Genomic DNA, 13243 nt, shown 5'->3' on the forward strand with positions numbered 1-13243 from the left:
GAAGCGATGTCGCTCGATCTAGGCAGCCAGGCGTTCCAGGGTCTTGGACGTTTGTGCGCGGAGGCTTCGGAAAACTGCATCATTGCCGCCCGCGACCCCGCCGGCATGGAGCGCATCGAGGCGCGGTTCCAGGGCAGCGCCTTCGACCTGCATCGCCACGACACCTATGCGATCGGGGTGACGCTGCAAGGCATACAGAGCTTTCGCTATCGCGGTGCGGTGCGGCATAGCCTGCCTGGCCAGATCATCGTCCTGCATCCCGACGAACTGCATGATGGCGGCGCGGGAACCGAGGACGGGCTGCGCTACCGGATCCTCTATCTGGAACCGTCGCTGATGCTGGACTGCCTCGGCGGCGCATCGTTGCCTTTCGTCAGGCAAGCCGTGGTGGCGGACGAACGCCTGCGCGCGACCTTGCTTTCGGCGCTGGGTCCACTGGAGGAGGAACTCGACGAGTTGTTCGTCGCCGACTTCCTGGCGCAACTTATGCAAGGGCTCGCCCGCCATGCCGGCCAGCCGGCGAGAGCGGTGCCGGGAACGGCCTGGCGGGCGGCCGCTCTGGCGCGCGACTATCTCACGGAAAACTCTGCCCGGCCCGTGCGATCCGACGAGTTGGAGGCGGTTACCGGGTTCGACCGCTATGCCTTGTCCAGGCATTTCCGCGCCGCTTTCTCCACTAGCCCGCATCGTTTCCTTTTGATGCGCCGGCTTCAGCGCGCGCGGCGCATGATCGCCGCCGGCGAGCCGCTGGCACAGATCGCGGCCGAAGCCGGTTTCAGCGACCAAAGCCACTTCAACAGGCAATTCAAGAAGGCATTCGGCATGACGCCGGGACGCTGGTCTTCGCTGATCCGTGGGTCCGCCGCGGTGGCCTGATCACCGCAACCGGCGGTCAGTCGTCCGACTCGGCGTCGTCGTCGATCAAGGCCAGGTCTTCGTTCGAAAGATTGGCCTCGATGCGGGCAAGAAATTTGAACAGTGCCTTCTGGTCCTTCTTGTCGAGGCCCTTCAGCGCCTGCTTTTCGGTCTTCTTCACCGACTTTTCGATGGCGCGGATGGTCTCGCGACCGGTGTCGGTGAGAAAGATATGCGCCTGGCGGGCATCGGCGTCGGAGGCGCGCTTTTGCAGAAAGCCCTGTGCCTGCAGCCGATTGATGGTCTTGGTGATGGTGGGCGGGCGCACGCCGAGCCGGCCAGCCAGATTGCCCGGGGTCTGGCCGTCCTCGCGGTCGAGCGCCAGCATGATCTGGTCCTGGCCGGCATAGAAGCCATGCGCCAGCAGCCGTGCCGCAAGCGCTGTTCTTGCCAGCCTTGCCGCCGAATGCAGCCGGCTCATTGTCGCAGTCTTGTCCGCCTTGGCCATGGTCATCCCTCTTCGGCCATACCGGTGCGGGCAGCATAGACGCAGCCGGCCGGTTGGCAATCGACGATCAAAAAAGATTCCGGCGCCTGAAACAGCTTTGCCGGCAAGCATTGCGGTACCCGCCGTGGCTAATGCCAGATGATTATTTCAGTTAGATGACAAACGACTTTTCGCGAAAGCGATTGCGGTGGATCGGCCCGCCGTGGCCGTCCACAGGCTCTTTTTGCGCACCGATACCGCATGGCCTGCAGGGCGCCGCCAGCCGCCTAGTTCGACGAGACGCTGACCTATGGATTGGACCGCAGCCATTCGCGGTTTGCCTCGTGCAAAAGCCCGCCGCGCATCCTATATGGAGCCGACAATCCCTTTCGAGGCCGAAATCTTTCAAGGCCCATCCATTCGAGGCAAGCCATGAGCGACGCACAGACGCAGATCCCCGTAACCGTTCTGACCGGCTATCTCGGCGCCGGCAAGACGACGCTGCTCAACCGCATCCTGTCGGAAAACCACGGCAGGCGCTACGCCGTCATCGTCAACGAATTCGGCGAGATCGGCATCGACAACGACCTGATCGTGGAGTCCGACGAGGAAATCTACGAGATGAACAATGGCTGCGTCTGCTGCACGGTGCGCGGCGACCTGATCCGCGTCGTCGAGGGCTTGATGCGCCGGCCCGGCCGCTTCGACGCCATCGTGGTGGAGACCACGGGTCTCGCCGATCCGGTGCCGGTGGCGCAGACCTTCTTCATGGACGACGACGTGCGCTCCAAGACGAAGCTCGACGCCGTGGTGGCGCTGGTCGACGCCAAGCACCTGCCGCTCAGGCTGAAGGATTCCAAGGAAGCCGAGGACCAGATCGCCTTCGCCGACGTCGTCGTGCTCAACAAGACCGACCTCGTCACACCAGAAGAACTGGCCAAGGTGGAAGCGACGATCCGCGCCATCAACCCGGCCGCAAGGATCCATCGCACCACCCGCGCCGGCGTGGCGCTGTCGGAAGTGCTCGACCGCGGCGCCTTCGACCTGTCCAGGGCGCTGGAGAACGACCCGCATTTCCTCGAGGCGCATGACGATCACCATGATCATCACCACCACGATCATGACGGGCACGATCATGACCACGATGGGCACCACCATCACGCGCACCCATCCGACATCCATGACGTCACGGTGCAGTCGGTTTCGCTGCGCGGGGGCGAGATGGATCCGAAGAAATTCTTCCCCTGGATCGAGAAGGTCACCCAGATGGAGGGGCCGAACATCCTGCGCCTGAAAGGCATCATCGCCTTGAAGGGCGACGACGAGCGTTACGTCATCCAGGGCGTGCACATGATCATCGAGGGCGACCACCAGCGCGCCTGGAAAGACGGCGAGAAGCATGAGAGCCGGCTGGTGTTCATCGGTCGCGAACTGGACGCCGAACGGCTGAAGAAGAGCTTCGAGGCCTGCCAGGCCGCTTGATTTCCGGACTTTATGGCGGTAGCGCTGCCCGCTCTTCCTTCTCCCCTTGCGGGAGAGGGTGGGGCCGCGCCTGGCGCGCTGGCGGCTCCCGAGACGACCAGCAACAATCTGGAATGGACCTGTCCTACATGCCGACCGTCGCCCCGCTTGATCTCGAAGGCCATTGCCTTGCCGCCGCCTTCCTCCGCGACGTGCCGCATTTCGCGCTGGCCGACGGCACCGTCCATCGGCTCGACAATGGCCACAAGACGGTGCAGGCCAATGACGGGCTGCTCGCGGCCTTCCACGATGCCGCCAATGACCGGCTGCTCACCGGCGGCGAAGACGGCAAGGTGTTTGCGGTGAAAGCGGGCGGCGAGGCCAAGGAATTGGCGAGCGCGGGCAAGAAGTGGGTCACCAGCGTCGCCGCTGGCCCGCAAGGCGCCATCGCCTACGCTACAGGCAAGACCGCCTATGTGCGCTTTGCCGACGGCCACACAAAAGAGTTCGCCCATCCGCGTTCGGTCGAGGGGCTGGCATTTTCGCCCAAGGGCATGCGCTTCGGCGTCGCGCGCTACAATGGCGCGACGCTGCATTTCCCGGCCGCCGAGGGCAAGCCGGTGGAGCTCGAATGGGCCGGCGCCCATACCGGCATCACCTTCTCGCCGGATGGCGCCTTCCTGGTCACCACCATGCAGGAAAACGCGTTGCACGGCTGGAAGCTGGCGGACGGCAAGCACATGCGCATGAGCGGCTATCCCGCCAAGGTCAAAAGCCTGTCATGGAGCGTGAAAGGCAAGTGGCTGGCGAGTTCCGGCGCGCCGGCGGCGATCGTCTGGCCGTTTTCAGGCAAGGACGGGCCAATGGGCAAGGCGCCGCTGGAACTCGGTACGCGCGGCAATGCGATGGTGACCTCAGTCGCCTGCCATCCGAGCCAGGATGTCGTCGCCATCGGCTATGAGGACGGCATGGTGATGGCGGTGCGTTTTTCCGACGCCAAGGAAGTGCTGTTGCGTCGCCCCGGCAAGGGCGCCATCACCTCGATGATGTGGGACAGGGAAGAACGCCGCATCGCCTTCGGCAGTGCCGCCGGCGACTGCGGCGTTATCGACATCACGGGTTAGGGGAGTAGGGGAGTAGGGCAATATGGGAGCGGGTTTAGAGCATCCGGGCCGTTGAGCGCCTACCCCACTACTCCACTACTGCGCCAGAGAGGGGTTTCATGCACAGCGCCCACACGTCCATTGGCGGCGTCAGCCGCGACCGCATTGCCGCATTGCGGGATACCGAAGGCGCCAGCTTCCGCAAGGCGCGGCCGAAATCGCAGGCCAAGGCCGGCAACGGCCTGCCCGGCTTCTTCGGTGGCGTGCCGATGCACTGGATGAACGACTGGCCGACGCCGTTTCCGATCCTGGTCGAGAGCGCCAAAGGCGCTACGATCACCGACATCGACGGCAACAGGCTCGACGATTTCTGCCTCGGCGACACCGGATCGATGTTCGGCCATTCGCCGCCGGCGATAGCGCGCGCCATCCGCCGGCAGGCCGGACGCGGCCTGACATACATGCTGCCTTCGGAAGATGCGCTCGCCATTGGACCGCTGCTGCAACAGCGCTTCGGCCTGCCGTTCTGGCAGATCGCCACGACGGCGACCGATGCCAACCGCTTCGCGCTGCGCGTTGCCCGCGCCGTCACCGGGCGAGAAAAGATATTGGTTTTCAACGGCTGTTATCACGGCTCTGTCGACGAGACGATGGTGCGGCTGATCGACGGCAAGCCGGCCAACCGGCCCGGATTGGCCGGAGAATTCCGCGACCTGACCCGCACGGCCAAGGTCATCGAGTTCAACGACGTTGCCGCGCTGGAGGCAGCGCTCAGGGACAAGGATGTCGCCTGCGTCATCGCCGAACCGGTGCTGACCAATTCCTGCATGGTGCTGGCCGATCCCGGTTTCCACGAGGCGCTGCGAAAGCTGACCCGCGCGGCCGGCACGCTGCTTCTGATCGACGAGACACACACGATCTCGACCGGACCGGGCGGCTATTCCGCGAAATACGGGCTGGAGCCGGACCTGTTCGTGCTAGGCAAGCCGATCGCCGGTGGTGTACCGGCAAGCGTATGGGGCATGAGCGAAGAGGTCGCCTCGCGCTACGCCGACTACAACAGGACGAAAGAGCCGGGTTATTCCGGCATGGGCACGACGCTCTCGGCCAATCCTCTGCAATTCGCCGCGATGCGCGCCGCGCTCGAAGAAGTGATGACGGCCGAGAACTACGACCGCATGGATCATCTGGCGCGGCGGCTCGATGCCGGGCTGACCACGGTCATCGACCGCTACCGCCTGCCATGGCATGTCGCCCGCGTCGGCGCCCGCGTCGAATTCATCTGCGCGCCGGGCCCGCTGCGCAATGGGGCGGAGGCGGAGGCCGCGCACGCGCCGGAACTCGAAGCCGCCATCCATGTCGCGCTGGTCAATCGCGGCGTGCTTATCGCGCCCTTCCACAATATGATGCTGATCTCTCCGGCGACCACTGGCGCCCAGGTCAACCGGCTGATCACCGCCTTCGGCGCAGTTGCGGCGGAGCTTGCGGCATGAGACAAGCCACCGAACAGACAGGCGCGCAAGCCAGGCCGGGCTCCATCATGACTTCACCTTCGGGCTCGACGCCCACCGAGGCGCAGGCCTTTCTCGACGCCCATCCTGAGATCGAAGCCTTCGATATCGTGCTGACCGATGCCAACGGCGTCGGCCGTGGCAAGATCGTGCGCCGGCACGAGCTGAAAGCCATCTTCGAAGGCGGCCGGCACATGCCGATCTCGATCCTCGGCCTCGACATCACCGGCGAGGACGTGCACGAGACCGGGCTGATCTGGACCACCGGCGACGGCGATCTGCGCGCCTGGCCGATTCCTGGCACGCTGGTGCCGCTCCACGGGACCAACCCGCCGCGCGGCCAGGTGCTGATGGCGATGTATCATCTCGACGGCGCGCCGATGTCATCGGACCCGCGGCTGGCGCTGGCAAGGCAGGTCGACATATTGGCGTCCAAGGGGCTGTACCCGGCCGGCGCCTTCGAGCTCGAATTTTTTCTCCTCGCCAATGAGCGCGACAGCGACGGCAAGGTGCAGCCGGCGCACGCCGTGCTGGATGGCCGCGTCTCGGGCAAGACCGAGGTCTACTCGGTCGACCATCTGCACGGCATGGAGCCGCTGTTTACCGACATCTATGCCGCGGCCAAGGCACAGGGCATTCCGGCCGAGACCGTGATTTCCGAATATGCGCCCGGCCAGTACGAATTGACGCTGAACTACCGCAAGGATGTGATGCGGGCGGCCGACGACCTCGTCATGCTGAAACGGCTGGTTCGGGCGCAGGCGCGCCGCCATGGCGTCACCGCTTGCTTCATGGCCAAACCGATCGAGAAATATGCCGGCTCCGGCATGCATTTCCACGTCTCGCTGCAGGACAAGGCTAGCCGAAACGTTTTTTCGGAGGCCGGTGGCGAGAGTTGGTCGCTGCCACTGCTGCGCGGGCTGGGCGGCCTGATCCAGACCATGGCGGAATCGATGCTGGTGTTTGCGCCGCACGCCAATTCCTGGCGGCGCTTCGTCTCCCAATCCTATGCACCGGTGGCGCCGACCTGGGGCGTCAACAACCGGTCGGTGGCGCTGCGCGTGCCGGCGGGCGACGCCAGGAACCGGCGCATCGAGCATCGGCCGTCGGGCGTCGACGCCAACCCCTATCTGATCGCGGCAACCGTGCTTGCCGGCATCGTCAAAGGGCTCGACGAAGGCCTCGACCCCGGCCCCGAGACGACCGGAAACGGCTATGAGGCGGCGGTGACGCGCACGACCATGCCGGTCGACTGGCGCGCGGCGATCGAGGCGGCCAGAGCGTCCAGCTTCCTCAAAGGCGCGCTTGGCGAAGACCTGCACCGCACCTTCGTGGCGATCAAGCAGTCCGAATACCTGCGCGTGGCGCGCACGGTCAGCGAGCTGGACTATCACCTCTATCTGCACGAGGTCTGAGCCCTCGGAGGAACCATCGCCCTTCCCGTCCATTTCAGTGTCAGAACCGACAGGACAGGATGATGGCGACCACAGGCCAAACGCATGAAGCGAAGAGGCCGGCCAGGCGCATTTCCGGGCCGTCCGACGAGCCACTGCCAGATGTCACCTCGATCTCGGAGCTGCGTGAGGTAGCGAAGGCTTGCCACCGCTGCCCGCTGTGGCGCGATGCGACGCAGACCGTGTTCGGCGAAGGGCCTGACGGCGCCAAGGTGATTTTCGTCGGCGAGCAGCCCGGCGATCAGGAAGATCTCGCCGGCGCTCCCTTCGTCGGCCCGGCCGGCAGGGTGTTCGACGCCATACTGGACGACGCCGGGGTCGACCGCCAGAAAGTCTACGTCACCAATGCGGTCAAGCACTTCAAGTTCGAGCCGCGCGGCAAGCGTCGCATTCATTCCAAGCCGAACGCCGGCGAGATTCAGGCGTGCCGCTGGTGGCTCGACCAGGAATTCGGACTGATCAAACCGAACCTTGCCGTGGCGCTTGGCGCAACGGCGGCATTGTCGCTGCTCGGCAAGGCGGTTCCGGTGACGAAGATGCGCGGCCAGGCGATCGAGCGGGAAGATGGCATGCGTGTGTTCATCACCATCCATCCATCCTTCATCCTGCGCATCCGTGACCGTGCGGACAAGGAGGCCGAGCGAGAACGGTTCCTTGACGACATGAAGCAGGTGAAGCGGCTGATGGCTGCCTGATCCAAACGATTAGCGAATCAGGATGGCCCTGAGATCGTTGACATTGGTGCCGGTCGGACCGGGCACGAACAGATCGCCGACCGCGTTGAAAGCCGTCCAGGCATTGTTGCCTGCCAGCATCGCCTTGGCGTCGATGCCGGCCGCGCGTATGCGCGCGACCGTGGAACCATCGGCGAAGGCGCCGGCATTGTCCTCCGAGCCGTCGATGCCGTCGGTGTCGGCGGCCAGGGCGTGAATGCCCTTCACATCATTGATGCCGATGGCGAAGGCGAGCAGGAATTCGGAGTTGCGGCCGCCTTTCCCCTTGGCACGCAGCGTCACCGTGGTCTCGCCGCCGGACAGGATCAGCACCGGCTTTGAGAAAGGCCGATTGCGTGTCGCTACTTCGCGCGCGATGGCCGCGTGAACCCCGCCCACCTCGCGGGCTTCGCCTTCGATGGCATCCGAGAGAATGACAGCTTCCATGCCCTGTCGGCTCGCTTCCGCTGCGGCTGCTTCGAGCGACACGCCGGCGGAGGCGATCAGATGCACCTCGTTGCGCGAAAAGCGCTCATCCCCGGGAATTGGTGCATCGGCGGCCGGTGAATTGATATGCGCCATGACCGAGGCCGGCAGGTTCATGCCGTAGGCTGATATCGACGCCAGCGCATCCGCCCGGCTGCCGGTGTCGGGAACGGTCGGGCCGGATGCGACCAGCGCCGGATTGTCACCGGGAATATCGGAGACAACCAGCGACACCATTTTGGCCGGCCAGGCGGCGGCGGCCAGCCGGCCTCCCTTGATGGTGGAAAGATGCTTGCGGATGGTGTTCATCGCCGCGATCGGCGCGCCCGACGCCAGCAGCGCCTCGTTGACGGCGATCTCGTCGGCCAATGTCAGGCCGGTTGCCGGTGACGGCAGCAGCGCCGAACCGCCGCCGGAAATCAGCGCCACCACCAGATCGTCGGCGGTCAGCCCTTGCACCTTCCCGAGCAGCCGCCGCGAAGCCTCGAGCCCGGCGGCGTCCGGCACCGGATGCGCCGCCTCGATGATCTCAATGCGCTCACATTTCGCGTCATAGCCGTAGCGGGTGACGACCAGTCCTTCGAGCGGGCCGTCCCATGCTTTCTCGAAGGCCGCCGCCATCTGCGCCGAGCCTTTGCCGGCGCCGATCACGATGGTGCGGCCCTTGGGCCTGACCGGCAAATGATAGCGGATGGTCTTTTCCGGATCGGCGGCGGCGACGGCGGCGTTGAAGATGGAGGTGAGGAAGGATTTGGGATCGAGAATGGTCATATCCGGCAGCCAGCAGCGTTTCGCGCATTCTTGCAGAGCTGACGTTGCGCCTCACCCCGACCCTCTCCCCGTGAAGAACGGGCATAGGGGGATAGCCAGCGGTGGAGCGTTTCACTTCCACCCGCAGCAGCTACAGCGCAGCTGCTGCGAAGGACGGGCAGGCGGATGAGGGGCGGCGCCGATGTCACGATTTTTCTTCCGGCGGCAATACCAGTTCGCGCTTGTCGAGGCCCAAATGATTACACAGCGCATCGACCACCACGCCGTGATCCTCGCGCTCCGGCAACCCGGAGACGGCGATGACGCCGATGACCCCGACACCCTTGACCGTGACGGGAAAGCCGCCGCCGGCCAGCACGTAGTCAGCAATATCCAGGCCCTCGCCGATCTTGAAAGTGCGGTCGGGGCGCTGCTGTTCCAGCACCATGCGGTAAGTGCTTTTCAGGAACCGCTTGACGACGTTGATCTTGCGCCGCGCCCAGTCGGGATTGGAAGCGTTCGAGCCCGGCATGGCGGCGTAGAACAGCGGCCGGTCGAAGGTCCTGATGTCGACTATGACCGGGAGATTCTCGGTGAGCGCCCTGTCGCGGATCGCGGACCCGACACTGAACGCGACTGCCTCGTCGAAGGCGGGAAAGACAAGGACTTCCTCCTGTCTCTTGATCAGAGCGATGTCTTCGGCAACGGCCATGTCGTTCCCCTTTCAACGTCGCCGCACGCTTTGACGGATGGTTGCCGCTGGGTCAAGCCCGGGTCAAGCAAGGAACGCGCCGTCACGTTCTAAATTGCCAAATCGGTTTTTGCCGGCCGACCCGCCACATAGACCTCGCGCACGGCGCGATCATCGCCCAGCGTCTGCAAGAGAAAGAGTTCCTGCGCCAGCGTCTCGACGGTCTCCATCCTGAGCCGCATCGACGACGTCGCCCTGGCGTCCAGCACGACGATATCGGCATCGGTGCCTTCCTCCAGCGTGCCGATCCTTTGCGCCACCGACAGCGCCTCGGCGTTGCCGCGCGTGACCTGCCAGAAGGACTGGAACGGGTTCAGCTTCTCGCCGTTCAGCGCGATCACCTTGTAGCCCTCGTCCATGGTGCGCAGCATGGAATAGTTGGTGCCGCCACCGACATCGGTGGCGGCGGCGATGCGGAGGGCTTTATCGCGGGTGCGGTAGCGCTGATAATCGAACAGGCCGGAGCCGAGGAAAAGGTTCGAGGTCGGGCAGAACACGGCTACGGAGCCGCTGTCCGAAAGCGCGTCCGCTTCCCGCTCCGACAGATGGATGCAATGGCCGAGCAGGCTCTTTCTACCCAACAGCCCGTAATGCTCATAGACGTCGGTGTAATCGCGCGACCACGGATAAAGCTCCTGCGTGAAGGCGATCTCGGCATGGTTTTCCGACAGATGCGTCTGGATGTGCAGGTCGGGGTATTCGCGGCATAGCGCGCCGGCCATCTCCATCTGCTCCGGCGACGAGGTGATCGCGAAGCGAGGGGTGATGGCATAAAGCTGCCGGCCCTTGCCGTGCCACTCCCTGATCAGCGCCTTGCTGTCGTCATAGCCCGATTGCGGCGTGTCGAGCACGCCATCGGGCGCGTTGCGGTCCATCATCACCTTGCCGGCGATGTTGAGCATGTTGCGGTCATGCGACTCGGCGAAGAAAGCTTCTGCGGAGGCCTTGTGCACGGAACAGTAGGCGGCAACCGTCGTGGTGCCGTGGCGCACCATCTCGTCGAGGAACAGCCGCGCGACGCGCCGGCCATGCTGCGCATTGGCGAACTTCGTCTCCTCCGGGAAAGTGTAGGCGTTCAGCCAATCGAGCAGTTCCGCGCCGTAGGAGGCGATGATCTGCATCTGCGGGAAATGCACATGGGCATCGATGAAGCCCGGAAGCAGCAGATGCGGCCGGTGATCAATCCTTCTCGTTGTCTCGCCTGCCTTCCTTTCAACATCGACGTAAGCGCCCGCAGCGACGATCCTGCCGTCGTGGATCAGCAGGCCGCCATCCTCCTCGTAGCGCCAGGCGGAATGATCATCGATGCTTTCAGGCCAGCGCACGAAGGACAGCGTGCGGCCACGCAGAAGTGTCGATGTCATGCTTATTTCCCCGCGCCTTCGAACCAGGCCACCAGCAGCGCCCGCTCCTTGTCGGTGATCTGGCTGACATTGGCGGGCGGCATGGCATGGCTGCGGCCGGCCTGCAGATAGATCTCGCGGGCATGCTCGGCGATGCCGGCGTCTGTATCCAGCATCACGCCCTTGGGCGCATGGTAGATGCCCTCGTAGACCGGCTCCTGTGAATGGCACATCGAGCAGCGGCCGAGCACGGTGTCGCGCACGGCCGGGAAATGGGCCGAAGCGATATAGACTTGCGCCGAGGCGGACGCCTTCGGCTCGCCGGTCAACACCTTCGGCACGGTGGACAACCAGACGATGATGAGGAACAGGACAAGGGCGCCCAGCCAGGTCCAGTGCGGGTTGCCGGCGCGCTTGTGCACGGTGTTGAAGTAGTGGCGGATCAACACGCCGATGATGAACACCAGGGAGGCGATGATCCAGTTGAACTCAGTGCCGAACGCCAGCGGGTAATGGTTCGACAGCATCAGAAACAGCACCGGCAGCGTCAGGTAATTGTTGTGGAGCGAGCGCTGCTTGGCGATCTTGCCGTATTTCGGATCCGGCTTGCGGCCGGCGATGAGGTCGGCAACGACGATCTTCTGGTTGGGGATGATGACCATGAAGACATTGGCCGACATGATCGTGGCGGTGATGGCGCCCAGATGCAGGAAAGCGGCGCGGCCGGTGAACAGATGGGTCAGTCCCCAGGCGATGAACACCAGCACGCAGTAGAGCACCAGCATCAGGCCTGTATCGCTTTTGCCCAGCGGCGAACGGCAGAGCAGGTCATAAACCACCCAGCCGACGCCGATCGTCGCCATCGACAGGACGATCCCGACCGGCACAGACATCGGCAGCACGTTGGGATCGATCAGGAACAGGTCGGCCCCGGCATAGTAGACCACGCACAGCATGGCGAAGCCGGACAGCCAGGTGGCGTAGGATTCCCATTTGAACCAGGTGAGGTGTTCCGGCATCTCGGCCGGCGCGACCAGGTATTTCTGGATGTGATAGAAGCCGCCGCCATGCACCTGCCACTCCTCGCCGAAGGCGCCGGCAGGCATGCCCGGTCGCTGGCGCAAACCGAGATCGAGCGCGACGAAATAGAAGGACGAGCCGATCCAGGCGATGCCGGTGATGACATGCAGCCAGCGCACGGCAAAGCTCAGCCAGTCCCAGAAAATAGCGAAATCCATCATTGAAGTCGTCCCTGCCGATGAAGCGACTTTACGGTGTGGCGCGCAAACGGAAAGAGGCGAGGTGTGCGATGACTTTCAAAAAAAATTGGAAAATACTAGGTTGCTCGCACGCAGCTTGATTGAAAGCCACTGAACCGCATGGCCTATCTCGACAACATCGCCGTCTTCGTCCGCGTCGTCGAGCTCGGCAATCTGTCGGCGGCCGGGCGCGACATGCGCATTTCGCCGGCGGTTGCCTCCAACCGCATCAAGGAGCTGGAGAAGCACCTTGGTGTGCGGCTGTTCAACCGCACGACACGACAATTGATGCCGACCGAGCATGGCACGGTGTTCTACACCGGCGCCAAGCAGGTGCTGGAAGCGATCACCGAGGCGGAGGCCGCGGTCTCGGCCCTTTCCGGCCAGCCGCGCGGCACCATCCGCGTGACCGCGCCGCTCGGCCTCGGCCGCCGCCTGGTCGCCTCGGGCATTCCCGATTTCCACGACAAATACCCTGATATCGAGGTGCGGCTGAGGCTCTCGGACCACAATGTCGATATCATGAAAGAGGGTATCGACGTCGCCTTCCGGCTCGGTATCATCGAGGATTCCAGCCTCAGGATGCGCGGCATCATGGAATGCGAGCGGGTGCTGGTCGCGGCACCCAAATATCTGGAGGCGCGCGGAGAGCCGGCCGAGCCGCAGGAACTGATCAGCAGGAAGCACGATTGCCTGATGCTGCGCTATTCCGGCGCGCGCGAATATGTCTGGACCCTGCAGACGCCGAACGGACCGCAGAAATTCGAGGTGCACGGGCCCTATGATACGGACGATGGCGACGTGCTGACCGGCTGGGCGCTGTCGGGGCGCGGCATCATCAACAAGCCGCGCTTCGAGGTCGAGCCGTTCATTCGCGACCGGCGGCTGAAGATCATCCTGGCCGGCACGCCGCCGACGCCGGTGCAGTTCGCCGCCGTCTATCCGCACAAGAAGCTGCAGGACCCGAAGGTGCGCCTGCTGCTGGATTTCATGGCCGAGCGCTGCCAGCGGCTGATCAAGGACATACTGGTCGGCAAGTGAGCGGCTCCTGGCCCAGTCGCAAGGGTTGC

Annotated in this window: 12 protein-coding genes; 7 read left to right on the forward strand and 5 right to left on the reverse strand. The window is 64.3% G+C overall.

Translation table 11 applies throughout. The features are described from left to right. Positions 1 to 6: 6 nt before the first annotated feature. The gene (locus FJ490_RS21125) at positions 7 to 876 is read left to right on the forward strand and encodes an AraC family transcriptional regulator (RefSeq protein WP_140580607.1); all 870 of its coding nucleotides are present in this window, start codon (positions 7 to 9) and stop codon (positions 874 to 876) included. Positions 877 to 892: 16 nt separating this feature from the next. Here FJ490_RS21125 and FJ490_RS21130 read toward each other — a convergent pair whose 3' ends face one another. Then, positions 893 to 1363, reverse strand: a complete 471-nt coding sequence (locus FJ490_RS21130; protein WP_140525594.1) for a MarR family transcriptional regulator — start codon at positions 1361 to 1363, stop codon at positions 893 to 895. A gap of 411 nt (positions 1364 to 1774) precedes the next feature. Here FJ490_RS21130 and FJ490_RS21135 point away from each other — a divergent pair, with 411 nt between their 5' ends. The 5 genes from FJ490_RS21135 to FJ490_RS21155 all read left to right on the forward strand — a co-directional run bounded on the left by FJ490_RS21135 (position 1775) and on the right by FJ490_RS21155 (position 7566). Beyond that, the gene (locus tag FJ490_RS21135) at positions 1775 to 2824 is read left to right on the forward strand and encodes a GTP-binding protein (protein ID WP_140580609.1); all 1050 of its coding nucleotides are present in this window, start codon (positions 1775 to 1777) and stop codon (positions 2822 to 2824) included. A 128-nt stretch (positions 2825 to 2952) separates the two neighbouring features. Next, positions 2953 to 3927 (forward strand): WD40 repeat domain-containing protein, encoded by a 975-nt coding sequence (locus tag FJ490_RS21140; RefSeq protein ID WP_140525596.1) that lies wholly within the window; start codon positions 2953 to 2955, stop codon positions 3925 to 3927. A 98-nt stretch (positions 3928 to 4025) separates the two neighbouring features. Then, positions 4026 to 5399, forward strand: coding sequence for an aspartate aminotransferase family protein (locus tag FJ490_RS21145; RefSeq protein WP_140558757.1), 1374 nt, complete (start codon positions 4026 to 4028; stop codon positions 5397 to 5399). Positions 5400 to 5446: 47 nt separating this feature from the next. Continuing rightward, the gene (locus tag FJ490_RS21150) at positions 5447 to 6832 is read left to right on the forward strand and encodes a glutamine synthetase family protein (protein WP_140558777.1); all 1386 of its coding nucleotides are present in this window, start codon (positions 5447 to 5449) and stop codon (positions 6830 to 6832) included. Beyond that, on the forward strand, positions 6829 to 7566 hold the full coding sequence (locus tag FJ490_RS21155; RefSeq protein WP_224647248.1) for a UdgX family uracil-DNA binding protein: 738 nt from the start codon (positions 6829 to 6831) through the stop codon (positions 7564 to 7566). Before FJ490_RS21150 ends, FJ490_RS21155 begins: the two co-directional genes overlap by 4 nt. Positions 7567 to 7575: 9 nt before the next feature. Here the strand turns inward: FJ490_RS21155 and FJ490_RS21160 are convergent, their stop codons facing one another. From FJ490_RS21160 to FJ490_RS21175, 4 genes are all read right to left on the reverse strand, one after another. Then, the gene (locus tag FJ490_RS21160) at positions 7576 to 8841 is read right to left on the reverse strand and encodes a glycerate kinase (protein ID WP_140729536.1); all 1266 of its coding nucleotides are present in this window, start codon (positions 8839 to 8841) and stop codon (positions 7576 to 7578) included. A gap of 184 nt (positions 8842 to 9025) precedes the next feature. Beyond that, positions 9026 to 9532 (reverse strand): heme-degrading domain-containing protein, encoded by a 507-nt coding sequence (locus tag FJ490_RS21165; protein WP_140580611.1) that lies wholly within the window; start codon positions 9530 to 9532, stop codon positions 9026 to 9028. Positions 9533 to 9621: 89 nt separating this feature from the next. Further along, entirely contained in the window at positions 9622 to 10935 is a 1314-nt protein-coding gene (guaD, locus tag FJ490_RS21170; protein ID WP_140729537.1) for a guanine deaminase, read from the reverse strand. A 2-nt stretch (positions 10936 to 10937) separates the two neighbouring features. Then, entirely contained in the window at positions 10938 to 12155 is a 1218-nt protein-coding gene (locus tag FJ490_RS21175) for a urate hydroxylase PuuD (RefSeq protein ID WP_140729538.1), read from the reverse strand. A 138-nt stretch (positions 12156 to 12293) separates the two neighbouring features. Between FJ490_RS21175 and FJ490_RS21180 the strand changes: the two genes are divergently transcribed. Continuing rightward, on the forward strand, positions 12294 to 13214 hold the full coding sequence (locus FJ490_RS21180) for a LysR family transcriptional regulator (RefSeq protein ID WP_140501163.1): 921 nt from the start codon (positions 12294 to 12296) through the stop codon (positions 13212 to 13214). Positions 13215 to 13243 lie beyond the last annotated feature (29 nt).

The sequence above is a fragment of the Mesorhizobium sp. B2-5-11 genome, from assembly GCF_006440835.1.
GTDB lineage: Bacteria > Pseudomonadota > Alphaproteobacteria > Rhizobiales > Rhizobiaceae > Mesorhizobium.

Coding starts and splice junctions, on each gene's coding strand:
- FJ490_RS21135 (WP_140580609.1), top strand. CDS start 1,775: ATGAGCGACGCACAGACGCAGATCCCCGTAACCGTTCTGACCGGCTAT.
- FJ490_RS21165 (WP_140580611.1), bottom strand. CDS start 9,532: ATGGCCGTTGCCGAAGACATCGCTCTGATCAAGAGACAGGAGGAAGTC.
- FJ490_RS21160 (WP_140729536.1), bottom strand. CDS start 8,841: ATGACCATTCTCGATCCCAAATCCTTCCTCACCTCCATCTTCAACGCC.
- FJ490_RS21130 (WP_140525594.1), bottom strand. CDS start 1,363: ATGGCCAAGGCGGACAAGACTGCGACAATGAGCCGGCTGCATTCGGCG.
- FJ490_RS21140 (WP_140525596.1), top strand. CDS start 2,953: ATGCCGACCGTCGCCCCGCTTGATCTCGAAGGCCATTGCCTTGCCGCC.
- guaD (WP_140729537.1), bottom strand. CDS start 10,935: ATGACATCGACACTTCTGCGTGGCCGCACGCTGTCCTTCGTGCGCTGG.
- FJ490_RS21145 (WP_140558757.1), top strand. CDS start 4,026: ATGCACAGCGCCCACACGTCCATTGGCGGCGTCAGCCGCGACCGCATT.
- FJ490_RS21150 (WP_140558777.1), top strand. CDS start 5,447: ATGACTTCACCTTCGGGCTCGACGCCCACCGAGGCGCAGGCCTTTCTC.
- FJ490_RS21175 (WP_140729538.1), bottom strand. CDS start 12,155: ATGATGGATTTCGCTATTTTCTGGGACTGGCTGAGCTTTGCCGTGCGC.
- FJ490_RS21125 (WP_140580607.1), top strand. CDS start 7: ATGTCGCTCGATCTAGGCAGCCAGGCGTTCCAGGGTCTTGGACGTTTG.
- FJ490_RS21180 (WP_140501163.1), top strand. CDS start 12,294: ATGGCCTATCTCGACAACATCGCCGTCTTCGTCCGCGTCGTCGAGCTC.